General features: G+C 53.7%; 19 protein-coding genes, 1 tRNA gene and 1 pseudogene. 7 read left to right on the top strand and 14 right to left on the bottom strand.

Annotated features, from left to right (window positions below; translation table 11 throughout):
* Window positions 1-269: 269 nt before the first annotated feature.
* The 3 genes from ACWGZX_RS24765 to ACWGZX_RS24755 are packed head-to-tail and all read right to left on the bottom strand — an operon-like array spanning window position 270 to window position 2,535.
* The gene (locus ACWGZX_RS24765) at window positions 270-884 is read right to left on the bottom strand and encodes an AAA family ATPase (protein ID WP_452625830.1); all 615 of its coding nucleotides are present in this window, start codon (window positions 882-884) and stop codon (window positions 270-272) included.
* Window positions 881-1,591: an FAD-dependent thymidylate synthase gene (thyX, locus tag ACWGZX_RS24760; protein WP_452625829.1), complete on the bottom strand. Its 711-nt coding sequence runs from the start codon at window positions 1,589-1,591 to the stop codon at window positions 881-883. Before thyX ends, ACWGZX_RS24765 begins: the two co-directional genes overlap by 4 nt.
* Before the next feature lie 44 nt (window positions 1,592-1,635).
* Window positions 1,636-2,535 (bottom strand): dCTP deaminase domain-containing protein, encoded by a 900-nt coding sequence (locus ACWGZX_RS24755; RefSeq protein WP_452625828.1) that lies wholly within the window; start codon window positions 2,533-2,535, stop codon window positions 1,636-1,638.
* Between the two features lie 206 nt (window positions 2,536-2,741).
* Here ACWGZX_RS24755 and ACWGZX_RS24750 point away from each other — a divergent pair, with 206 nt between their 5' ends.
* Window positions 2,742-2,951: a hypothetical protein gene (locus tag ACWGZX_RS24750; protein ID WP_452625827.1), complete on the top strand. Its 210-nt coding sequence runs from the start codon at window positions 2,742-2,744 to the stop codon at window positions 2,949-2,951.
* A gap of 11 nt (window positions 2,952-2,962) precedes the next feature.
* Here the strand turns inward: ACWGZX_RS24750 and ACWGZX_RS24745 are convergent.
* A pseudogene (locus ACWGZX_RS24745) lies at window positions 2,963-3,646 on the bottom strand (transposase); the annotation flags it as partial.
* Window positions 3,647-3,763: 117 nt separating this feature from the next.
* Between ACWGZX_RS24745 and ACWGZX_RS24740 the strand changes: the two are divergent.
* From ACWGZX_RS24740 to ACWGZX_RS24725, 4 genes are all read left to right on the top strand, one after another.
* The gene (locus ACWGZX_RS24740; RefSeq protein WP_452625826.1) at window positions 3,764-4,114 is read left to right on the top strand and encodes a nucleotide pyrophosphohydrolase; all 351 of its coding nucleotides are present in this window, start codon (window positions 3,764-3,766) and stop codon (window positions 4,112-4,114) included.
* Window positions 4,111-5,580, top strand: coding sequence for an HNH endonuclease (locus ACWGZX_RS24735; protein WP_452625825.1), 1,470 nt, complete (start codon window positions 4,111-4,113; stop codon window positions 5,578-5,580). The genes ACWGZX_RS24740 and ACWGZX_RS24735 overlap by 4 nt, the downstream gene beginning before the upstream one ends.
* A 365-nt stretch (window positions 5,581-5,945) precedes the next feature.
* Window positions 5,946-8,186, top strand: coding sequence for an MrcB family domain-containing protein (locus ACWGZX_RS24730; RefSeq protein WP_452625824.1), 2,241 nt, complete (start codon window positions 5,946-5,948; stop codon window positions 8,184-8,186).
* Window positions 8,176-9,390: an McrC family protein gene (locus tag ACWGZX_RS24725; protein WP_452625823.1), complete on the top strand. Its 1,215-nt coding sequence runs from the start codon at window positions 8,176-8,178 to the stop codon at window positions 9,388-9,390. Before ACWGZX_RS24730 ends, ACWGZX_RS24725 begins: the two co-directional genes overlap by 11 nt.
* 306 nt (window positions 9,391-9,696) lie before the next feature.
* Here the strand turns inward: ACWGZX_RS24725 and ACWGZX_RS24720 are convergent, their stop codons facing one another.
* Entirely contained in the window at window positions 9,697-11,214 is a 1,518-nt protein-coding gene (locus ACWGZX_RS24720; protein ID WP_452625822.1) for a DNA sulfur modification protein DndB, read from the bottom strand.
* A 932-nt stretch (window positions 11,215-12,146) separates the two neighbouring features.
* On the opposite strand from ACWGZX_RS24720, the gene ACWGZX_RS24715 reads away from it, so the two are divergent.
* Window positions 12,147-12,617, top strand: coding sequence for a hypothetical protein (locus tag ACWGZX_RS24715; protein WP_452625821.1), 471 nt, complete (start codon window positions 12,147-12,149; stop codon window positions 12,615-12,617).
* A gap of 99 nt (window positions 12,618-12,716) precedes the next feature.
* On the opposite strand, the gene ACWGZX_RS24710 is transcribed toward ACWGZX_RS24715, so the two are convergent.
* The 9 genes from ACWGZX_RS24710 to thrS form a co-directional block, all read right to left on the bottom strand.
* Window positions 12,717-12,793 (bottom strand) — tRNA-Pro (locus tag ACWGZX_RS24710).
* A gap of 89 nt (window positions 12,794-12,882) precedes the next feature.
* Window positions 12,883-13,239 carry a MerR family transcriptional regulator gene (locus ACWGZX_RS24705; RefSeq protein WP_003179985.1) on the bottom strand — a complete coding sequence of 119 codons (357 nt, stop codon included), beginning with the start codon at window positions 13,237-13,239 and terminating at the stop codon, window positions 12,883-12,885.
* Window positions 13,220-13,522 carry an integration host factor subunit alpha gene (gene ihfA / locus ACWGZX_RS24700; RefSeq protein ID WP_002553164.1) on the bottom strand — a complete coding sequence of 101 codons (303 nt, stop codon included), beginning with the start codon at window positions 13,520-13,522 and terminating at the stop codon, window positions 13,220-13,222. The genes ACWGZX_RS24705 and ihfA overlap by 20 nt, the downstream gene beginning before the upstream one ends.
* Before the next feature lie 3 nt (window positions 13,523-13,525).
* Complete coding sequence (pheT, locus tag ACWGZX_RS24695) at window positions 13,526-15,907, bottom strand: phenylalanine--tRNA ligase subunit beta (RefSeq protein WP_452625820.1); 2,382 nt, start codon at window positions 15,905-15,907, stop codon at window positions 13,526-13,528.
* 26 nt (window positions 15,908-15,933) lie between these two features.
* Window positions 15,934-16,950 (bottom strand): phenylalanine--tRNA ligase subunit alpha, encoded by a 1,017-nt coding sequence (pheS, locus tag ACWGZX_RS24690; protein ID WP_007905876.1) that lies wholly within the window; start codon window positions 16,948-16,950, stop codon window positions 15,934-15,936.
* 109 nt (window positions 16,951-17,059) lie between these two features.
* Complete coding sequence (rplT, locus tag ACWGZX_RS24685) at window positions 17,060-17,416, bottom strand: 50S ribosomal protein L20 (RefSeq protein WP_007905879.1); 357 nt, start codon at window positions 17,414-17,416, stop codon at window positions 17,060-17,062.
* A 28-nt stretch (window positions 17,417-17,444) separates the two neighbouring features.
* Window positions 17,445-17,639, bottom strand: coding sequence for a 50S ribosomal protein L35 (gene rpmI / locus ACWGZX_RS24680; RefSeq protein ID WP_002553160.1), 195 nt, complete (start codon window positions 17,637-17,639; stop codon window positions 17,445-17,447).
* A gap of 60 nt (window positions 17,640-17,699) precedes the next feature.
* Complete coding sequence (gene infC, locus ACWGZX_RS24675) at window positions 17,700-18,251, bottom strand: translation initiation factor IF-3 (RefSeq protein WP_172435341.1); 552 nt, start codon at window positions 18,249-18,251, stop codon at window positions 17,700-17,702.
* On the bottom strand, window positions 18,251-20,173 hold the full coding sequence (gene thrS, locus ACWGZX_RS24670; protein WP_223511537.1) for a threonine--tRNA ligase: 1,923 nt from the start codon (window positions 20,171-20,173) through the stop codon (window positions 18,251-18,253). Before thrS ends, infC begins: the two co-directional genes overlap by 1 nt.
* Before the next feature lie 374 nt (window positions 20,174-20,547).
* Here thrS and ACWGZX_RS24665 point away from each other — a divergent pair, with 374 nt between their 5' ends.
* Window positions 20,548-20,850, top strand: coding sequence for a hypothetical protein (locus ACWGZX_RS24665; RefSeq protein ID WP_452625819.1), 303 nt, complete (start codon window positions 20,548-20,550; stop codon window positions 20,848-20,850).
* The last annotated feature ends 241 nt before the right edge of the window (window positions 20,851-21,091 follow it).

Here is a 21,091-nt window from a genome sequence, read left to right as displayed (position 1 = left end):
GACGCATATTTTTCTGCTGCGGAAACCATGGCCGACTTTTTCAACAGAATCGGTCGATTGCGGACTGTCGACGGGAACCGCATTCGACCCTAAGGCTGCCGGTCAGTACCGGCAGAAATCGGCCAAAATAGTTAATTCGGAAATGACTGTGAAACCAGTGGCCATTTAGGGCGAATATCCAAGAAGGCAATCAAAAGATAAATGGCAGCAGATTATAAACTTACCAATACTACTAGCAAGCAACTGACCTAACTTAAAGGCATGGGGTTCTACGGGCATTCAATGAGACTACCAATGAACTCAAAGCGTTCTTCCACGCCCATTAATGGGACTCGGATGGAATTATGTCCAAGCACTTGGTAAAGCTCCTGAAAAAGATCATACAACAAGTTTCTAGAGTGTACCGATTCAGCGCGAATTATATCGTCCGCATCTAATGGGAGCGGGACAACGTCAAGCAGAAAAACCTGCCTAAAGTGCAGGCGAGCAGCCGCCTGAACAATCACATCATCCCAGGGTATCCCAGCAACTTTCATGAAAGCTAATGATTCAGCAATCCCATAATCGAAAAGCACTTGCTCATTGTCGGGAATGACGTCGACAATGCTAAGTACGCGCCTTAAAACCAAATGTTGGAATCGACGATAATCACGACGCACTATGGATGGCGGGACCCCTTTTCGAAGTTGATGTTCAAATTCCGCGCGCCCCGGATCCTCAATTGTGCGCCAACCAGCATCGGCCATACGAGCTGCTATTGTAGTTTTTCCACTTCCTGGCGCACCTGTGATGAGCACCCAAGAGGTATTTCGTCGTTTCCCTTTTTGTTGCGCTGTCGCCACCGCCGAGGCTAACCAATCGCGCTCTGCAATAGAAAGTTTCATTGAGAAGTTGAACTCACATATCTACCCAGTCTGTCCTCGAGTATTTCGAATCCGGAAAACAGTCGCGGAGAGGAGCTAAGTAATAGCTGATAGATGGAAATACAATATTCTCGCATTTCAATATCTCCTGCAATGTCACCCCGAACACTTAGTAGGTGTCGCCAGGCTCTTGCATTACCAGTAATCATAATTGTTGTACAGGTCGCATTAGGCAGAACTGATCGGGCCATTGATCGAGAGTGCCGTTGCTGTTCTTTGGCGTTTAGATGCGCTAACTCAGAAACCTTTAAATTTGCAGACCGTAAACTATCATGCATTGCACGAGTTGCTGCACACCATTGTAGCCATTGTGCCTTTAATTCAGGATTTTCGTCCAGCCCGTGAGGCTGAGCAAACTCAGCATCTGATTCATCATGGTACTGCTGTGACAATTGACTATACGCAAAGCCAATTCGGTGTCGTACTAACTGATGAGAAAGTGCGCGTGTCAAGCCATCCACAAGTATCGTAAAGCTCGCATGTTCAAGCACACTGTCATGACCTTGATGCAAAATGTTTGATATATACTCCTGAGTAGTTTTTCGATACTGTTTATCCCCGAATGACATGTAACAAACTCTTCCTGCAGCCTCGACAACCAATTCGGGATCACAGACATCATCATCGTGTGCCCAAGAAAGATCTCGATCCTTTAAGAATTTAGACATGCCGTCCTCAAGCGTACTTCTAGAAATCAGATAGACTTTCATAATTAGTTAGCAGCTCGATGATTATCGGACGCAGCTTTAGCCTGCGGGGCCGATTTGATCTGATGTGGTGGCACTTGTTTTGGTGGTGATTTTTCTTTGAGCTTACTCTCGATGCCGATCAACCGCTCTTGAAGTGGGTAGCTTAGCTCCAGTGCTTTAATCCGCTCCGAGGTTGTGGAGGTCTCCAATGATTTAATCCGCTCCTCAAATGTTTTAGTCCGTTCTTCCAAACGATTTGAGGTAGAAAAGTAGGTTGCTGCTGCTCCAAGCCCAGCAGCAACAATAGTAGCAATGACTGGGAATACAAACTGTAACCATTGAGTGCGTAGCACCGCCCGATCAATATGCTTTTTTGCCGCCTCCTCAGCACGAGACTTCACATTGAGAAAGTCTGGGGACAGCTTATTAAGCAGTTCTTGAAGCACTGGAGTGCTTGTCGGAGGTTGAGTAACGGCTGGAGCATCCAGTTTGTGTATGAATGCACGCAAAAACGATTGTCCTGGCTGAAGGGAAAACGGTTCCTGCCCCATATTTATAACTGTTACATGTAGTCGGCCGCTGTAGCCTGGATCAACATGTCCCGGGTTTGTCATCAACAAACCTTGAATCGAAACACGGCTTGAGGGAAAAACAAAGCCCGCATGGAGATTATCCAGCTTGAAGGATTCAACAGTCTCGATGACTGCTGTGTCACCTTGCGCCAGGGAAACAGGAAGACGATGGGGATTGGTAGCTGAACCCTCCTTACCGGCTTTAATCCCTGGACGATAAATTGGACCTATATGCAATTCAATCGAGCAACCACGGATGGTTGGAGTGACACTAGAAGCTGTAATATCGATCAGTTCTGAAGGGGTTTTGCTGACTTTGGCGCGTAGCTGGGTGTCGATCAAAATGCTCATAAATGCCTTCCACTGGTCAGTAGAGACGAGTGTATCGCAGTGAGAGCTTCGGAGCCCAGGGAGGGTTATTGTCAGCGGTTACATGAAGGCCATGACTGCCATGACTCCCCGGATATGGCTGATTTCGGCCTGCTGCCAACGTCAGCGATGTGTCGGTTGCTGCCCATCGCGACAGGCAGTAATCCGCCAAAAGAAGTCATCTCAGGATGACCGCAAACTATTTCAAGCGCGGATCGGAAAAAATCCTTCGCAAAGGGCCGCTATTGGCCGATCCTTTTGAAAAATTCGGATTTTCAGATCATCTGAACTCAGGCACGACCGCCATCGAAGAACCAACTCACCACATTGAGTGGTTTCTCGGCCCTTCGTTGACCTTTGCTGCGTTGTTATTGGCTAGTGAGAGGTTTTTGGCTTAGTGCAGGCGCACCTATCCCGTGACTGGTGGTCCTTGAGATGTCAGTTTGGCCAGCCGTCGCAGGTTCAGCACCGCGGCCGCCAGCGTGAACTCATCGGTCGCGCCACTCATGCCACGTAAACGCAAGCGATCCAGTTTCAAGATCCATTTGAGGTGGGCGAACAACATTTCGACCTTCTTACGTTCGTGGCGAGAGCGCTGATGCGCCGGCGTTGCTGCAATGCGCCGAGCCACATCACGAGCGGATTCATGGAAGCTGCGAGCAGTCTTGCGGAACGCTGTGTTCGGGCAACTGGGCTTTCATCGGACACGCTACGCAATCGGTCTGCCTGGATCGGAAGATGGTGGTGTTGGCTTTGGTAACGTGCGAACACTCGTTCTTGAAGGCTCGCCATTCACTGCGCAATACCTTGCCGGCCGGGCAGCCGTATTCTTCAACCTCTTCAATCCAGGTGGAAATCGTTGCTCAAAAAAACCGTCGTTCTTGCGCTCGGTTTTGTCCCACACCGGCACATACGGCTCGATGTCCTTTTCCTCCACCATCCAGGCCAGCATCGGCGCGGTGCCGTAAGCGGTGTCGCCAATAAGGCGTTCCGACTTGATGTCGAACTGCACCTTGACCCGGTCGATCATGATCTTGGTGCTCTCGACCTCAGCCGTGCGATGAGCCGGTGTGGGTTCCACCGAAACATCTACCAAGGCGGTGCCGATTCAACCTTGGTTTTCAATGAGATCTGCGCCGTTCATATCTGGCCAGGAGCCAGAGCTTCTGAGACGATAGAAGCCTATTGCAATAGCTAGTCGAGGGAATCGATGAACGTCGAGCAGATACAGCAGCAACTGCGTGTCTTTGCACAAGAGCGAGATTGGGAGCAGTTTCATACACCGAAGAATCTTGCTTCTGCTTTAGCTGTAGAAGCATCGGAGTTACTTGAAATATTCCAGTGGCTGACCGACTCCCAAGCCATCTCTATCAAGGGCGATTTAGCGCGTATGTGCAAGGTTGAAGAGGAAATGGCCGACGTCACCCTGTATCTATTGCGTCTCGCGGATATTCTTTCTCTTGATCTGCAGAAGGCGGTAGATCGGAAGCTCCGTATCAATGCGGAAAAATACCCGGTCGAAAAAGCTCGCGGGAGCGCCAAGAAATACAGTGAACTTTGAGTAATTTAGATATGGATGTTATTTCGCACGTTGTTGCTGCTGTTTCCCGCGGTGAGGCAGTCAAAGCTAACGGCCCCATTGAGCATTGGCTAACCACCTTGGCGACGGGCTTTTGGGGGTTTGACGATAGCAAGGAAGGCATGTGGTCCGGGCTTCAGAAGGGGGATGTTCTGATTTTCCAAGCAGGTCCCCCAAACTGGAATTTCGTCGATAAGTATAGGCCGAAACCCAAAGTCAGTGGCTTTATTGGTGCTGGGATTGTTGAGCGAGTTTCTAAGAAGGTTGAGCCGCGTTGGCTTTCGGAGGTCATCGAGAGCCAGGGTCATGGAAGCGCGACACCAAAGCTCTGGCCTAACCTTGTTCACTTCTCCAATGCGGTATGGTTCGGAAACGTTGACGGTATTCCTGCGCCAGCAGTGCAGGAACTCATTGAAGGCTGTAAGACCAAAACCTTGGATATGAGGGTCCACATTAAGAACTTGGCGCAAAATAATCTGACCTTCAAGGCTATGACGAAAGAAGGATTTACCTGTGCCCCAATGGGAACTGGTGGGCGCCTTATCAAGAACTCTCAAATCCTTGCCCGTCTACTCCTGTCTCAGGCACCAGCTGCAACCTACCGAGTGTACTCAGGCGGCGTAGGCAACCTCGAAGACAGTCGCACCTGGGAGAAAGCCCTTGCTGCTGTAACTCAACTTGGAGGCACCGCCAGCCGAAAGCAGGTCGCAGATTGGATTCTCACTCGCGATCCGGATTACAACACCAAGAACCTGGCAGACCTCTACATGATGGCTGTCAATTCCCCCGGCCGGACTGGCTACTCGCAAAATGAAAAGCCTCGAAGGACTGATCAGGGCAACCGCTACGACAGGCTGTTCAAGGTCGGCAAGGGCATCTTTGAGACTTACGATCCTGCTCAGCATGGCATTTGGGAAATTTACTCCGACGCATCATCGGGGAGCAGACTTGGCGTCTCTATTCGACGGGTTTCGAATCCTGTCGAAGAAGCGTTAGCAGTCGCCGAGGATACTGCTGAACAAGCAGCCATCTTTGATCCCACAGACGTGGCTGACGCCAGAAAACGCGTAACCGCCGACATCATCCGTCGCAGAGGGCAACCCGCTTTTCGCAAGGCTCTAATGGATACCTATGGTAGCGCCTGTGCCATTACAGGCTGCAATCTACCCGCCGTGCTCGAGGCCGCGCATGTCCACCCCTATAAGGGCGACCACACCAACGTTGTGACCAATGGGCTGCTGTTACGGGCGGATATCCATACTTTGTTCGATCTAGGGCTGATCGCAATCGAATCCGAGACGATGTTCGTACGAGTGTCACCAAAACTGAAAGGTACCGATTACGAAAAGTTGGATGGTTCCCCGCTTCGCCACCCAAAACAAAATGCTCACCGAGTAAGCCCAGATGCCTTAGATTGGCACTGGAACTTGTGTGGATGGTGCGACTGAACGAGTAAAATCGCCCCGTAATCTACAGATACCGATGTCAGCTTTTGGCCGTTCTCTTCCGATCGTGATTACGATACTAGCGGGTCAAACCCGTACAGTCGATGGTCACATAACATGAAAATCGCTGGTCAAGTCGAATGCAAAAGAGTGGTCAAACGGCACAATTTCGCACGCTTCGTTCAGCCAACGACTCGGGCTATGCGTGCAATCCGAATTGGGAAGACGGTAATCAAATAATACTGGGGCATTAAATTGGCAATTGGTAATAAGCTTGAGCAGATTTTTCAGTCTACTGGCCACCAACCGTCAGCCCCAGCAGTGCGCCGATCAAGGTAAGCATTGGGGATTGCTTAGGGAGAAAGTGTATGGCGATACCACGCGTTGACAGAGCGAGAATCCTCGAGGCGATTCGCGAGTTCGACACCATTCTGTTACCTACGGACGAATGGCGAGCTTGGGAAAGCAACGGCTCTCAGGTCTGGGCTTTGGTTCACGACGGGAAACACTACCCTCCCAAGAAGATTATTTCGTTAGCTACGGGAACCTCCGTCAATGAGTTCTCCGGTGGCCCTGAGACAAATGGCTATCTCGATGCCTTGGGATTCGATGTTATTAAACTTCGGCCGTTAACTCTCGATTCAGTCTTCCAGAGAATCCTTGAGCGTTACGACGAAGCACGTAAGACCATTGGGTTTGCAGGAAATCACGAAATCAAGGAGCTCTTTACCGATGCTCGTCGAATCCTGCGAGATTCACCCAACGTAAAGAGCTATCCGAACATCAACGTCGTCGCGTCATATGGCAAGGGCAACTGGGCTACGATCCCCTGGGTATCGCTCCTCGACCGGCGCGAGACAGATACAACACAAGCCGGGACTTACATTGTCTATCTCTTTGAAGAAGGTGGGAACGGTCTCTATGTAAAGCTTGCCCAGGGTGTCACAGCGGCTACGAAAGAGCTTGGTGCTAATGCCGAAGCGGTCTTGGGCCAACGTGCAGACGAGGTACGTCATCAATGCATGCATCTTGCCGAGCAGGGCTTCGATTTGTCCGGCAGAACCAATCTTCATACAGAGGGCCGACTAGGAAGGCTCTATGAAGCCTCGACAATCGCCTCTAAGCATTACTCTCGTAATGCAATACCTAGCGAGACAGAGCTGCTAGCCGATCTCGACGTACTTCTCCAAGCCTACGATAACTATGTCGCTCAACGTGCTCCCAGCACGCCCCCAATCCGTGATCCACGTCCGCTAGCTCTCATCGGAACTTGGCGAGATGTTCGGGCGGATGCACCGGCAATTCAGGCAGAAATTGCACAGAATGGCGGGCTGGCGTCTTGGTGGAGTTTTCCGATCAAAGTTGAGTCCCTGCCCAGACTGCTAACACCTTTCAATCTCTATGCGTATATCGGAAACGGTACTATTGGTGCGCGTATACGTGTTGCGGAATACAGGACTAGCCGTGGTAATACAGGCATGGAGTCCCCTTGGCCAGAACTCACGAGTGAAGAGCTTCGGGGGAAAACCCGAAGAGAGGAAGGTCAATCGTTTATCTTCAAAACCTGGTTCCGAATCGACAAGCTGGAAATTCTCGATCCACCCCAGAGCGTTTCAAATTTTGACATTGCACACGGGCTCTCCACACCTGAAAGCCTGCTCAATCAAAGCACATTCGGATACGTTTACGACCAGCTCGCCGAGCCGACTGCAAGCGGTCCTGAGCCGATAGAACTACTTCCTCCTAAACTGGAGCCAACTAAGGAGTGGCTGATTGCGCAGACAGGTCTAGAACTCCACGTGCTCGAGGAAATGCTCGCCGCGCTATGCGGCGACTTGCCGCAAGTCATCCTCTCGGGCCCACCGGGCACCGGAAAAACCTGGGTTGCACGTGCACTGGCCCATTACCTCGCACGCGGTAATGAACAGAACATTCGCTTTGTCCAATTCCACCCCAGCTACTCTTACGAATCATTTATCGAAGGGCTACGCCCCGTGTCGCGGGGAGGCAGCATCTCATTCGAAGTCACAAAGGGCCTCGTTCTGAGCTGCGTCCGAGACATGGAGAAACTTGGCGCGCTGAATGACCATACTCAAGATCACGTCATCGTCATCGATGAAGCCAACCGCGCAAATCTCCCCAAGGTCCTCGGCGAGCTCATGTTCCTTTTTGAGTATCGTCAGCATCCGGTTCACCTCCCATACTCAGGAGAATTCAGTCTGCCGGAAAATCTGCGGTTCATCGCCACAATGAACACCGCCGACCGCAGCATTCGCTCGATCGACGTCGCATTGCGGCGACGTTTTGAAGTATTCGAGCTCGGGCCAGACCCAGAGATCTTGCGCAAGCACTATGAGAGCGGTCGTCCCTCGCTCACGGGCTTAGTTGATGGCTTCATCCACCTTAACAAGATGCTAGAAACCGAGCTCGATCGGCACCATACGATAGGTCACACCTTCTTTATGCGCGAGCGGATGGATGCCCTGACTCTGAGACAAATCTGGAACCGTCGCGTCTACCCGCTGATTGAAGAGTTTTTCTTCGACCAACCTGAACTGGCCAAAGAATTTAGAGTAGAAAAATTCTGGTACGCCGCCAATGGCAACTGACTTTGAACTTGTCGAGTCAAAGCAAGCGTCTTTAAAAATATCCGAAGACGATGCATCGCTACTATCTGCGATAGGGCGTGAGCTCGCCTCAACTCAAGCATGGTGGGGAGAAAGCCAGCCCAGAGAGAATCGTAGCGTTATTGACGTTCGGCGCGGCTACACCGGCTCATACGATGTCACCTTTCGCGAAGTCATCGGCGTAGTACAGCTCGGTCGATTAAGAATCCGTGTACTCCCCAAAATCCCTTGGGAGCATTTTGTTTACATTGCTTCCCGCTCTGAATTATCGCCGCGTGTCTCATCGGATATCGCAACCGTTGAGCCAGGATTCGAATTTCTCGGGATGCTCTGCAGCTGGTTCGTCGACTCCGCCGAACGATTAGTCCGTTTAGGCTTGCGTAATGACTATAGAACGACAACTCAAGAACTTGAGGAGGTCCGCGGCAGCCTATTGCCGCTCGAAACCGCTACCGAAATCCTAAAAGGCCGTCCTGTCGCAGTATGCACTTTTGACGAATTGTCTTTCGACACTCCGCTGAACCGCACTGTGCGAGCAGCCTGCGTCCGTGTGTCCTGTCTTAAGGGCATACCAGACGACACGCGAAGACGAGCTAGGCATCTGGTCTATCGTATGGATGGAATTGGCCCACTCCTCCACGCCGATCGACGATTTAAGCCTGATCGGCTCTCAAAGAGTTACATCAACCCAATTTCTTTAGCCCGTCTCATCCTCGATGGTTGTGGGCTTTCGCTTTCGGACGGGAAAACGCAAGGAACCTCATTCTTGATGCGAACCCCGGAGGTTATCGAAGACGGTCTGCGCTCAATTATTGCGGAGGGACTACCCAACATCGGGGTAAGAAAGCGCCGCCAAATGCTAGGCGATTCTGGGATATCAATGAACCCTGATATTGTTTTCGGAAACCGACTCGCCATCGCCGACGTCAAGTACAAATACTTCGGTCGTGAGTGGAATCGCAACGACTTCAATCAGATTGTTGCGTTCGCAACTGCTTTTGATTGTCAACTTGGCGCGCTCTTTGGTTTCGTCAGCGGCCCCGAGTTTCCTCCAGCAACCAGCGTCCAAGTTGGCAGAGTGAAGGCATGCAGAATTGCCTGGCCAGTTGGGCCTGGGGCGTCTCCAGAGATTGTGACTCAGACGATTATTGAGCAACTCAATGGTTGGCTTTCTAACTATCAGTGACGCTGTAATGTCCCTTTATCGAACCGCCTTCCTATGGCGCACTGTAGGGTCATGCGTTGCATCGATTGGTTGAATCCACAACCCATAGCTGTCAGTCGTGACATGCAGAAATCGGCCAACAGCTACTACCCAACAGCCCCACATTTCTGTCGGTTGAATAATAGGCCTGACCTGAAGGTTGCACTCGGTGGAGCGGCAAAACCTTCCAGGCGAGTTTGAAAGCGGCAAGAGCGCCCACAGAGGGGCGCCGTTGAGTTGGCTCAGGCTGGGAGCCGGTTCCATGGCTCGTTATTAAGTTTCCAGGGGCTAGGCCGTGGCATGAGCGATCTTAGTTTCCATGAGTTTTTCAGACTCGGCCTCAGCAAGTTTCTTCTTTAGGGTCAACAGTCCAGGCCTGGGCTCCAGGCCGACCTTATCCCGGAACAGGTAGCGGACGAGGTCAGCAAGGTACCTGGTGACGTCTCGTGTGTTTGACCCCAGCTGAAGACGGCTACTATCTTCATCCCAGATACCGTAGGGCTTACGAGCTGCATCGGGCGTAATGTAGTCCTCGATCCCCGGAAAAAGCTTTTCGCGTTGCTCAGGGTTCATCAGGTAAACACGCCACAGTGGGTTCGTATGGGCGAAGTCCACCTCTTGGTTGGCAATTGCCTCAATGATTGCGTCGCGTTTGGCATGCGCGCCAGTCTGGTCACGCGCCGCCTCCTCCCCGTTGTGAAAGGACCGCACTAAGAAGGCCATGGCTTTGAGCATTGTAGCCTGGGAGAGAAGTGTAATTTTGTCCCATGCCTTCTTTCCCCATTCTGGCTGCTTGGCCAGCGCGCTCCAGAAATGGTTCGCATATTTCTCCGCCCCTATTACGTCGAGTGGAGTGATACCAGACTGGTTAAAGGCACCGCGAAAGAGAATCGCGCAGGTGCTGACGAGGTCGTCGCGAAAAATTGCGGGCTCCTCTAGTTTGACTCCCGACTTCTTGTGGCCGGTGTCCACCACCCGTAGCCCGTGGACCTTACCTTCAGGCGCTAGATGCTCGCTCACGTATCGGCTTACCGGGTTAGCAGCATCGAACGCCAGCGACTGTGAAGCAGACGGTTTCTTTCCGAGCACATTGAGGTCGTGGAAAAGCTGGCGCTCCTGCTCTGGGTCCAGGCCCAGGTGTACAGTTACATCCACAGTAAAATGCTGACCAAACTCAGTCATCGCCGCAGTCCACAATTCCAATTCTTCGGCAGTAACCTCCTGGCTCTCGCCTATCCAAAGCCCCTTCTTCGGGTACTTCACATTGGTGAGGAGCCCGTTAAGCCAGTCATGAACGATTTCTCCTGCACGGAGCCTGTGTTGACCATCTACCACGAACAGCTTTTGAAGCTTGTGGAGATGAAAGACGACACCGCTAGGCGTGTCCTCAAACTCAAGACCGTTATCTTGGATGTTGCGAATGTTCGCTGTGAACGGCTGAAGTGCCTGATATGGGCCTTCACCCAGCTCGGCGAGAATATCGTGTAGGCAGTCAGGGATGTGATTGCCGTCTCGAGTCCAGCGAGCCTTAACGCTAGCAAGAAGGCCGCGAAGGATGTAGATGGCCAGCTTCTTAGCATGATCCGGAATGAGTTGGCGCTGTGCAATCTGCTCCGGCCCTTCACCCATAGAAATCATTCTTGCTTCGTTAGCCACAAGCGCCACATCGCGGAACGTGGACATCGTCATGGTTACGTTCAAAGTTTGGTTGCCCATGTTGTAGCCCGACAACATCGATAGGGTGATCGTCCCTCGCCCGCCTGTCTTCTTAAGTTGTTCGAGTCCGTACCGCTTGCCATCAGTCATGTCGTGCACTCCTATTGATTTGGGTACAGAGGTACCGCCTGGCTCCGATTTCAACGCTTAAATAATCCCATGTCAACGGCCAGGCAGAGTAAATATTCAGCCAGGCCGATAAAAAACATCCGCCTGGCGGAGATATTTATTCGTGTACACGAACTTTTGTGGTGGTTTCGACTCATCCAGCCGGCTAGACACCGCCAGTGTCGGGATCACAGCAACCTACGCTCCGAAACTGCCGCCGATATCCCCATGGGCAGGTTTGGGGCAAGCGCGAGCCAGGGCAGCCCCCACTTTGTGCTCGATCGTGCCAAGCACGGCTCGAGTTGCGGCCAGGGTTTGGGCATCCACCTTCTTGAGCTGCTCAACCCACCATTCGGCCCTTCGGCTTTCGGATGCACTCGGTAGGAGTGAACAGAAGCCCTCATTACAACCTAGAGCGAGGCGCAGGTCCCACGAAGGGTTAGACCCCCGATCACGGCTCGCATAGCGCAGGCGGTGTCGGCAGGCGAGGGTGTACTGAACTCTGTGTAAATGGGGTAGCTACTGAATTCTTTTGGCTGCAGTTCGTAGTTCACGACAGCGCTGCCTTTGATGCAGGTCAACTTGGCTAGCATCCATGGCTATCGATGGATGCTATTGGCCGATTTCTGCTCATCACTGTGGAATTGTATAGGTAGGCCCAATGAAAAATTGTTCAGCATTGGGCGATGGGGTTCTGGTCAGCAGCAGTGAATGGCAGTGTGGCTGATGGACGAACTTGCTTCGGTGCGTCGTACAGCCAGACGGCTCTCCCCTCAAGGTCTAGAATTATGGTTAGCCGATTGTAAGGATGTGGATCCTGGAGGGGGGGGGGCTATGCCTCGAAAAGGCGACAAAGCACCGAGCGGCCACTGTGCCTTTCTTCATTACTGATTAGAGTGATTTCGAGGTCGAAAATGGCCAGAAGACAAGCGGAAATCCGGAAGTTACCGGAGACCTCAATCGATACCAAGGTCGAGGCGATGCAGGCGACTCGGATGGTTTTGACGCCGACACGCAATCTTGAACCGCGCGCACAGCAAATTTTCGAGATGATTATGAGCATGCGGCCAGTGACCATGTGGGGAGCCTATGACCTGCACTTGGCGACCGAACTGTCCGAGATCAATGCCCAGATAGAATGGACTCAAGAGGTGTTAGCAGTCGAAGGTGACGTGCTAACGACTCGCCTCGGTACACCGATCATCAACCCTCGAACGACCCACTGCGGTAACCTCAAGCGCCAGGCGGTGACCTTTGTTCGGGCACTGGGACTGTCAGCAGGTCAACGACACTTGGGTGATGAGCCCAATCGCAAACGTGCGGGCAAGCACCTCGAATTGCAACAGGCCTCCCGTGATGCTGAGGGTGATCCATTGTTGGCTTGAGCGTGCACATAGGGCAAATGTGTTTACCCCTTTGTTTACCCCTAAGCCATAAATGAAAAAGCCCAATCTTTGCAGATTGGGCTAACTCATTGAAAAATATGGTCGGGACGGAGTGATTCGAACACTCGACCCCTAGCACCCCATGCTAGTGCGCTACCGGACTGCGCTACGCCCCGACTAGGCGTGAAACTCGTCCCTCACCTCGAGGAACGCTCAAGAATATATCCCAAGCTTTTGAAAACTGGAAGTATTCAAACGCAGTAAATTATTTCTTGAGAACCACCAACACATCTTCCAGCTCAGCAATCATCTGCCGAATCATCTGTTTGTATTGGGTGGTGTCGTCCTTGGCTTCATCGCCGGACAAGCGCAAGCGCGCGCCGCCGATGGTGAATCCTTGATCGTAAAGAAGCGCGCGAATCTGCCGGATCATCAGTACGTCTTGTCGCTGATAATACCGGCGGTTTCCGCGGCGTTTGACGGGGTTGAGTTGAGGAAACTCCTGTTCCCAATAGCGCAGCACGTGCGGTTTTACCGCACACAGCTCGCTGACTTCACCGATGGTGAAGTAGCGTTTGCCTGGGATGACGGGGAGCTCGTCGTTATGACTTGGTTCCAGCATAAGCCTCAACTCGGGCCTTCAACTTCTGCCCTGGACGAAAGGTGACCACACGGCGAGCCGTGATCGGGATTTCTTCCCCCGTTTTCGGATTGCGGCCAGGCCGCTGGCGTTTGTCCCGAAGGTCGAAATTGCCGAAACCGGACAATTTGACTTGTTCGTTGTCTTCAAGAGCGTGCCTGATTTCTTCAAAAAACAGTTCGACCAATTCCTTGGCCTCCCGTTTATTCAGGCCCAGCTCTTCATACAGACGTTCCGCCATCTCAGCTTTCGTCAGAGCCCCCATACGTCACTTCCTTAACGTGGCGTTCAACCTTTGTTCGAGCGAGGTGAGGATGTTTTGCGTCGTGGTATTCACCTCATCGTCATTAAGAGTGCGCGATGGATGCTGCCAGGTCAAGCCGACGGCAAGGCTTTTTCTATCAGGATCAATGCCTTTACCCTGATACACGTCAAATAGCCTGAGGTCCGTCAGCCATTCCCCTGCATTTTCACGGATTACATCCAGTACGGCGCTGGCGGCGACGTCTTTTTCAGCGATCAGTGCAAGGTCACGACGCACTTCAGGAAAGCGCGATAACTCCTGGAATTTAGGCATTTTGCCCAACGCCACTTCTGCCAGAACCAGCTCGAAAACGTAGACCGGACGGTCGAGACCGAGGGTTTTCGACAATTCAGGGTGGATGGCGCCGACGAAACCTACCAGACGGCCTTCACGTTCGATGCGCGCGGTCTGACCCGGGTGCAGCGCTGGGTGTTTGCCCGGCACGAAAATGAACGAGTCCAGCGCACCAGCGAAGCCCAGCACCGCTTCCACGTCAGCCTTGACGTCGAAGAAATCCACGACATCGCGCCCCTGCGCCCAACCTTCCGGCAGACGGCTGCCGCAAACAACACCAGCCAACATCGGCTCTTGCTTCAGGCCTTCGAGTTGGCCAACGAAGCGTAGACCGCTTTCGAACAGGCGGACACGATCCTGTTGACGGTTCAGGTTGTGCTGGAGCGCCTTGACCAGACCTGGCCACAAGGACGAACGCATGGCAGCCATGTCGTTGGAAATCGGGTTGGCCAGCAGCAGCGGTTCCACACCCGGATTAAACAGTTCGAATTGTTTCGGATCGATGAAGCTGTAGGTGATCGCTTCCTGATAACCACGGGCGACCAGCAAACGACGCAGCTCAGGCAGATCGCTACGCGCTTCAGCCTTGGCTTGCGGCGCCAGACGAGCTTGCGGATAACGAACCGGCAGACGGTTGTAGCCGTACAGACGGGCCAGCTCTTCGATCAAATCGACTTCCAGGCTGATGTCGAAGCGATGGCTTGGCACTTCTACACGCCACTGCCCTGCCCCTTCGGCGGAGACGGTCAGGCCCAAAGCGTTGAGCAGACGCTCAACTTCGGCCGAATCCATTTCCATACCCAGCATCTGGGTGATGCGTTGCGCACGCAGAGTGACCGGCGCGATTTTCGGCAGGTGTTGCTCGCTGACGGTTTCGATGATCGGGCCGGCTTCGCCGCCAGTGATGTCCAGCAGCAGGCCAGTGGCGCGCTCCATGGCTTCACGGGCCAGTTGCCAGTCCACGCCGCGCTCATAGCGGTGCGAGGCATCGGTGTGCAGGCCATAGGAACGAGCCTTGCCAGCGACTGCGATCTGATCGAAGAACGCGCTTTCAAGGAAAATATCGCGAGTGGTCGCGGTGTTCACGCCGCTGTGCTCACCACCCATGACGCCGGCAATCGCCAAAGCACGGGTGTGGTCGGCGATCACCAGGGTATCGCTACGCAGGCTGACTTCCTGACCGTCGAGCAGAACCAGCTTCTCGCCTTCTTCGGCCATGCGCACGCGGATGCCGCCATTGATTTCGGCGAGATCGAACGCGTGTAGCGGTTGACCCAGCTCCAGCATCACGTAGTTGGTGATGTCGACAGCCGCATCGATGCTGCGCACCTCGGAACGACGCAGACGCTCAACCATCCACAGCGGCGTAGGCCTGGACAGGTCGACGTTACGGATCACTCGGCCCAGGTAGCGCGGGCAAGCAGATGGCGCCAGCACTTCAACCGAACGCACTTCATCGTGCACGGCTGGAACGGTCGCAACGACCGGGCGAGTAACGTTGGCGGCGTACAGCGCGCCGACTTCACGGGCCAGACCGGCCAGGGACAGGCAGTCACCGCGGTTCGGGGTCAGATCGACCTCGATGCTGGCATCTTCCAGGTTCAGGTATTCACGAATGTCCTGACCGACCGGCGCATCGGCTGGCAGCTCCATCAGACCATCGTTGCCTTCGCCCACTTGCAACTCGGCTTGCGAGCACAGCATGCCGTTGGACTCAACGCCACGCAGCTTGGCTTTCTTGATTTTGAAGTCGCCTGGCAGCTCGGCACCGATGGTGGCGAACGGGATCTTCAGGCCCGGGCGCACGTTTGGCGCGCCACAGACTACCTGGAAGGTCTCCGAGCCATTGCTGACCTGGCAAACACGCAGCTTGTCGGCGTCCGGGTGCTGCTCGGTGCTCAGCACCTCGCCCACGACCACACCGCTGAAAACACCGGCGGCCGGCGTAACGCTATCGACCTCAAGACCGGCCATCGACAGACGAGCAACCAGCTCGTCGCGACTCACCTGCGGGCTTACCCAGCCACGCAGCCATTGTTCACTGAATTTCATCCTGCTCTCCTAAGAATTCGTTACGACTAGCGAAATTGCGCGAGGAACCGCAAGTCGTTGTCGAAGAACAGACGCAAGTCGTTCACGCCGTAACGCAGCATGGCCAGACGTTCAACGCCCATGCCGAAGGCAAAGCCCGAAAACTCTTCCGGGTCGATCCCGGACATGCGCAACACGTTCGGGTGAACCATGCCGCAGCCCATCACTTCCAGCCAGCCAGTCTGTTTGCAGACGCGGCAGCCTTTACCGCTGCACATTACGCATTCCATGTCGACTTCAGCGGACGGCTCGGTGAACGGGAAGTACGAAGGACGGAAACGCACGGCCAGTTCTTTTTCGAAGAACACGCGCAGGAACTCTTCGATGGTCCCTTTCAGGTCGGCGAAGTTGATATCGCGATCGACCAGCAGGCCTTCGACCTGGTGGAACATCGGCGAGTGAGTGATATCGGAGTCGCTACGGTACACACGGCCTGGGCAGACGATGCGGATCGGCGGTTGTTTCGATTCCATGGTGCGGACCTGTACCGGCGAGGTATGGGTGCGCAGCAACATGTTGGCATTGAAATAGAAGGTGTCATGCATCGACCGGGCCGGGTGATGGCCTGGGATGTTGAGCGCTTCAAAGTTGTGATAGTCGTCTTCGACCTCAGGGCCTTCGGCGATGCCGTAGCCGATGTGGGTGAAGAACTGTTCGATACGTTCCAGAGTGCGAGTAACAGGATGCAGACCACCAGAGGTCTGACCGCGGCCAGGCAGGGTCACGTCAATCGACTCGGCAGACAGCTTGGCGGCCAGGTCGGCCTCTTCAAACAGTGCCTTGCGAGCGTTGAGAACCTCTGTGACACGCTCCTTGGCAACGTTGATCAGGGCGCCGACTTGCGGACGCTCTTCTGCCGGCAAATTCCCCAGGGTCTTCATCACCTGAGTCAATTCACCCTTTTTGCCAAGGTAGTGAACCCGGATTTGCTCCAGGGCATTGATATCTTCAGCGCTTTGCACCGCCTCTAGTGCTTGAGAGACGAGCGCATCCAGGTTTTCCATGTACAGACTCCAGATACAAAATAGGGGAAGAGCTTGAAGGCTCTTCCCCTATTTATGACGTTTAACACCTGACCCCACAGAGGTGAGGCCGGGTGACTGTCGGGGGTACTTAAGCCAAGGTGGCTTTAGCTTTCTCGACAATCGCAGCAAACGCCGCTTTTTCGTTCACTGCCAGATCAGCCAGAACCTTACGGTCGATCTCGATGGACGCTTTTTTCAGGCCGGCGATGAAACGGCTGTAGGACAGACCGTTGATACGTGCACCAGCGTTGATACGAGCGATCCACAGAGCGCGGAACTGACGTTTTTTCTGACGACGGTCACGGTAGGCGTATTGGCCTGCCTTGATTACCGCTTGCTTGGCAACACGGAATACGCGCGAGCGAGCGCCGTAGTAGCCTTTAGCAAGTTTCAGAATTTTTTTGTGACGTTTACGGGCAATGACGCCACGCTTTACACGAGCCATGAGTTACTTCCTCTATTCTTGACTAAAATTAACGAAGGCGCAGCATGCGCTCGACTTTTGCCACGTCAGACGGATGCAGCAAGCTGCTACCGCGCAGTTGACGCTTACGCTTGGTCGACATTTTAGTCAGGATGTGGCTCTTGAAAGCGTGCTTGTGCTTGATACCGTTAGCAGTTTTCAGAAACCGCTTAGCAGCACCACTTTTCGTTTTCATTTTTGGCATGTTCGGATACTCCGCATTCAGTTGATAAACATAATCAGAAGGCCTGCCGTGCCCTGTTGATTACTTCTTCTTTTTCGGGGCGATGACCATGATCAGCTGGCGTCCTTCCATCTTAGGATGCTGTTCGACCGAACCGTACTCGAGCAAGTCACCTTCAACTCGCTTGAGGAGTTCCATCCCCAGCTCCTGGTGGGCCATCTCACGGCCGCGGAATCGCAAGGATACCTTGGCCCTGTCCCCATCACTCAGGAAACGTACCAGGTTGCGCAGTTTTACCTGGTAATCCCCTTCCTCCGTCCCTGGACGAAACTTGATTTCTTTAACCTGAATTTGCTTCTGGTTTTTCTTGGCCGCAGCAATCTGCTTCTTCTTCTCGAAGATCGACTTGCCGTAGTCCATCAGCTTGCAAACAGGGGGTACTGCATCGGCGGAAATTTCCACCAGATCCAGTTTGGCCTCTTCAGCCTTAAGAAGCGCGTCTTCAATTGACACAATCCCAAGCTGCTCACCCTCAGCCCCAATTAACCGAACCTCGCGTGCCGAGATATTCTCGTTGATCGGGGCTTTCGGTGCAGCTCGTTTATCTTGTCTCATTTCACGCTTAATAATAATTACTCCGAATCTGGGCGACCACGCCGGGAAACCGCTTGCGCGAGAAACTCAGCGAACTGGGCGACGGGCATCGAGCCCAGGTCAGCACCTTCACGAGTACGCACAGCGACAGTCTGCATCTCGACTTCCCGATCTCCAATAACCAAGAGATAGGGAACCTTGAGCAAAGTATGCTCGCGGATTTTAAAGCCGATCTTTTCATTTCTCAAGTCAGACTTGGCACGAAATCCGCTTTCGTTGAGAGTTTTTTCAACCTCGGCGGCAAAATCAGCCTGTTTATCAGTGATATTCATGATCACTGCCTGGGTCGGAGCCAGCCACGCAGGGAATGCACCCTCGTAGTGCTCGATCAGAATTCCGACGAAACGTTCGAAGGAGCCCAGGATCGCCCGGTGCAACATTACCGGGTGCTTGCGACTGTTGTCTTCAGAGACGTATTCGGCTCCCAGACGGACAGGCAGGTTAAAATCGAGCTGAAGGGTACCACACTGCCAGACACGGCCAAGGCAATCTTTCAGCGAGAACTCGATCTTCGGACCGTAGAAAGCACCTTCGCCCGGCTGCAGATCATACGGCAGGCCAGCGCTATCAAGGGCTGCAGCCAATGCCGCTTCGGCGCGATCCCACAGCTCGTCGGAACCAACGCGTTTTTCCGGACGAGTGGACAGCTTCATCTCGACATCTTTAAAGCCGAAATCGGCATAAACGTCCATGGTCAGCTTGATGAATGCAGCGGATTCGGCCTGCATCTGCTCTTCAGTACAGAAGATGTGGGCATCGTCCTGAGTGAACGCACGCACGCGCATGATGCCGTGCAACGCACCCGATGGCTCGTTACGGTGGCAAGCACCGAATTCGGCCAGACGCATCGGCAACTCGCGGTAGCTTTTCAGGCCCTGATTGAACACTTGCACGTGGCAAGGGCAGTTCATCGGCTTGATGGCGTAGTCGCGGTTTTCCGACTGAGTGGTAAACATGTTGTCGGCGTAGTTGGCCCAGTGCCCGGACTTCTCCCACAGGCTGCGGTCAACGACTTGTGGAGTCTTGATCTCCAGGTAGCCGTTGTCGCGCTGTACCTTGCGCATGTACTGCTCGAGTACCTGGTACAGAGTCCAGCCGTTCGGGTGCCAGAACACCATGCCCGGCGACTCTTCCTGGGTGTGGAACAGGCCCAGGCGCTTGCCGATCTTGCGGTGATCGCGCTTTTCAGCTTCTTCGATGCGCTGGATGTAAGCCGCCAGCTGCTTCTTGTCTGCCCAAGCGGTGCCGTAAACGCGCTGCAATTGCTCGTTTTTGGCGTCGCCACGCCAGTAGGCGCCGGACAACTTGGTCAGTTTGAAGGATTTCAGGAAACGCGTGTTCGGCACGTGCGGGCCGCGGCACATGTCGACGTATTCTTCGTGATAGTACAGGCCCATCGCCTGCTCGTTCGGCATGTCCTCGACCAGGCGCAGCTTGTAGTCTTCACCGCGAGCCTTGAACACTTCGATCACTTCGGCGCGCGGAGTGACTTTCTTGATCACGTCGTAATCTTTCTCGATCAGCTGCTGCATGCGCTGTTCGATAGCGGCCAGGTCGTCCGGAGTGAAAGGACGCTCGAAGGCGATGTCGTAATAGAAGCCTTCGTCAATGACCGGCCCGATCACCATTTTGGCGGTCGGGTACAACTGTTTGACCGCGTGGCCAACCAGGTGGGCGCAAGAGTGGCGAATGATCTCCAGCCCCTCTTCATCCTTTGGCGTAATGATTTGCAGCGTGGAATCGCTGTCGATGCTGTCGCTGGCGTCTACCAGCTTGCCATTGACCTTGCCGGCCACGGTGGCTTTGGCCAGACCTGCACCAATGGATGCGGCGACCTCGGCTACGGAAACCGGGTGATCGAATGAACGTTGACTGCCGTCGGGAAGAGTAATAGTTGGCATGGCGCCTCCTCTCCTAGTGGTGACCCCTACCAAAGGTCACGTGGGTTGGGATGAGCCAGTACAAGATCCGATCCAGGCCATTCAATGACGAACGCCTGCCTTACAGCGGCAGGAGCCTTGCGGCCAACCGGAAAACCGAACCAGAGTGACTGGGATTCAAATCAGGGTTATTCGCGCAGTTGCCGCCACCGGGACTGAAGGTCATCCGGAGCTTGCAAACGCCCGAGCGAGGCATGCTAGCACAGATGACCGGTCGTCGACGCAAGCAGACTTTGTGCGGGGGCAAATCGGGCATTTTTATGCCAGAGTGCTGAACTTGAACAGCGCTTTGCCCCTCAGATAACACGTCATTGACCCACAAGGAGTATCCCAGCATGCGTCTGAACCGTTTGTTCGCCGTAGTCGCCCCCATCATTCTGCTGCTGCCATTGGCTGCCCATGCCGACTGGCCAAAGGGGGAGCGCGAGAAATACATGGCGCAATGCGTTCCTGCGGCGGCACAGAAGATCGGTGATGCGAAGGCAAAAGCCGTCTGTGCTTGCGGCGCAGATCAGCTCAAATCGTATCCGGCCAAAGACCTCCAGGCATTGATGGACGGCAAAGCAAGTCAAGAGTTGGGAAATCAGGCGATGCAGAAAATCGCCACTTGCAGGGTCGATACCGGCGCGAAAAAATAAGCTTCACGCATTCATTTTTTCACCTGCAATGACCGAAAAAACTGCCCGAATGTCGCTTTGTCAGACATTTTTTGAAGGTTTTACAGCTTTTTTTATCGTCTTTACTTTCGGCTGAAAGCCTTTAAAATCGGGGCTTCCAGCTACTTCAAGCACCAAAGAACGCTCGACAGCAAGGCAAACAGCACGTCCGGGGGGCTCCCAAAGCGAACATTTCGACTATGATACTCCGGTGTGCCCAGTT

The sequence above is a fragment of the Pseudomonas sp. CLCA07 genome, assembly GCF_053615335.1.
The sequence above is the reverse complement of the archived record's forward strand: the minus strand, read 5'-3'. Positions and strand labels throughout refer to the sequence as shown.

Excerpts from the sequence above, each read along its gene's own strand:
- ACWGZX_RS24765 (WP_452625830.1), bottom strand. The coding sequence starts at position 884 with ATGAAACTTTCTATTGCAGAGCGCGATTGGTTAGCCTCGGCGGTGGCG.
- thyX (WP_452625829.1), bottom strand. The coding sequence starts at position 1,591 with ATGTCTAAATTCTTAAAGGATCGAGATCTTTCTTGGGCACACGATGAT.
- ACWGZX_RS24755 (WP_452625828.1), bottom strand. The coding sequence starts at position 2,535 with ATGAGCATTTTGATCGACACCCAGCTACGCGCCAAAGTCAGCAAAACC.
- ACWGZX_RS24750 (WP_452625827.1), top strand. The coding sequence starts at position 2,742 with ATGACCGCAAACTATTTCAAGCGCGGATCGGAAAAAATCCTTCGCAAA.
- ACWGZX_RS24740 (WP_452625826.1), top strand. The coding sequence starts at position 3,764 with ATGAACGTCGAGCAGATACAGCAGCAACTGCGTGTCTTTGCACAAGAG.
- ACWGZX_RS24730 (WP_452625824.1), top strand. The coding sequence starts at position 5,946 with ATGGCGATACCACGCGTTGACAGAGCGAGAATCCTCGAGGCGATTCGC.
- ACWGZX_RS24725 (WP_452625823.1), top strand. The coding sequence starts at position 8,176 with ATGGCAACTGACTTTGAACTTGTCGAGTCAAAGCAAGCGTCTTTAAAA.
- ACWGZX_RS24720 (WP_452625822.1), bottom strand. The coding sequence starts at position 11,214 with ATGACTGATGGCAAGCGGTACGGACTCGAACAACTTAAGAAGACAGGC.
- ACWGZX_RS24715 (WP_452625821.1), top strand. The coding sequence starts at position 12,147 with ATGGCCAGAAGACAAGCGGAAATCCGGAAGTTACCGGAGACCTCAATC.
- ACWGZX_RS24705 (WP_003179985.1), bottom strand. The coding sequence starts at position 13,239 with ATGCTGGAACCAAGTCATAACGACGAGCTCCCCGTCATCCCAGGCAAA.
- ihfA (WP_002553164.1), bottom strand. The coding sequence starts at position 13,522 with ATGGGGGCTCTGACGAAAGCTGAGATGGCGGAACGTCTGTATGAAGAG.
- pheT (WP_452625820.1), bottom strand. The coding sequence starts at position 15,907 with ATGAAATTCAGTGAACAATGGCTGCGTGGCTGGGTAAGCCCGCAGGTG.
- pheS (WP_007905876.1), bottom strand. The coding sequence starts at position 16,950 with ATGGAAAACCTGGATGCGCTCGTCTCTCAAGCACTAGAGGCGGTGCAA.
- rplT (WP_007905879.1), bottom strand. The coding sequence starts at position 17,416 with ATGGCTCGTGTAAAGCGTGGCGTCATTGCCCGTAAACGTCACAAAAAA.
- rpmI (WP_002553160.1), bottom strand. The coding sequence starts at position 17,639 with ATGCCAAAAATGAAAACGAAAAGTGGTGCTGCTAAGCGGTTTCTGAAA.
- thrS (WP_223511537.1), bottom strand. The coding sequence starts at position 20,173 with ATGCCAACTATTACTCTTCCCGACGGCAGTCAACGTTCATTCGATCAC.
- ACWGZX_RS24665 (WP_452625819.1), top strand. The coding sequence starts at position 20,548 with ATGCGTCTGAACCGTTTGTTCGCCGTAGTCGCCCCCATCATTCTGCTG.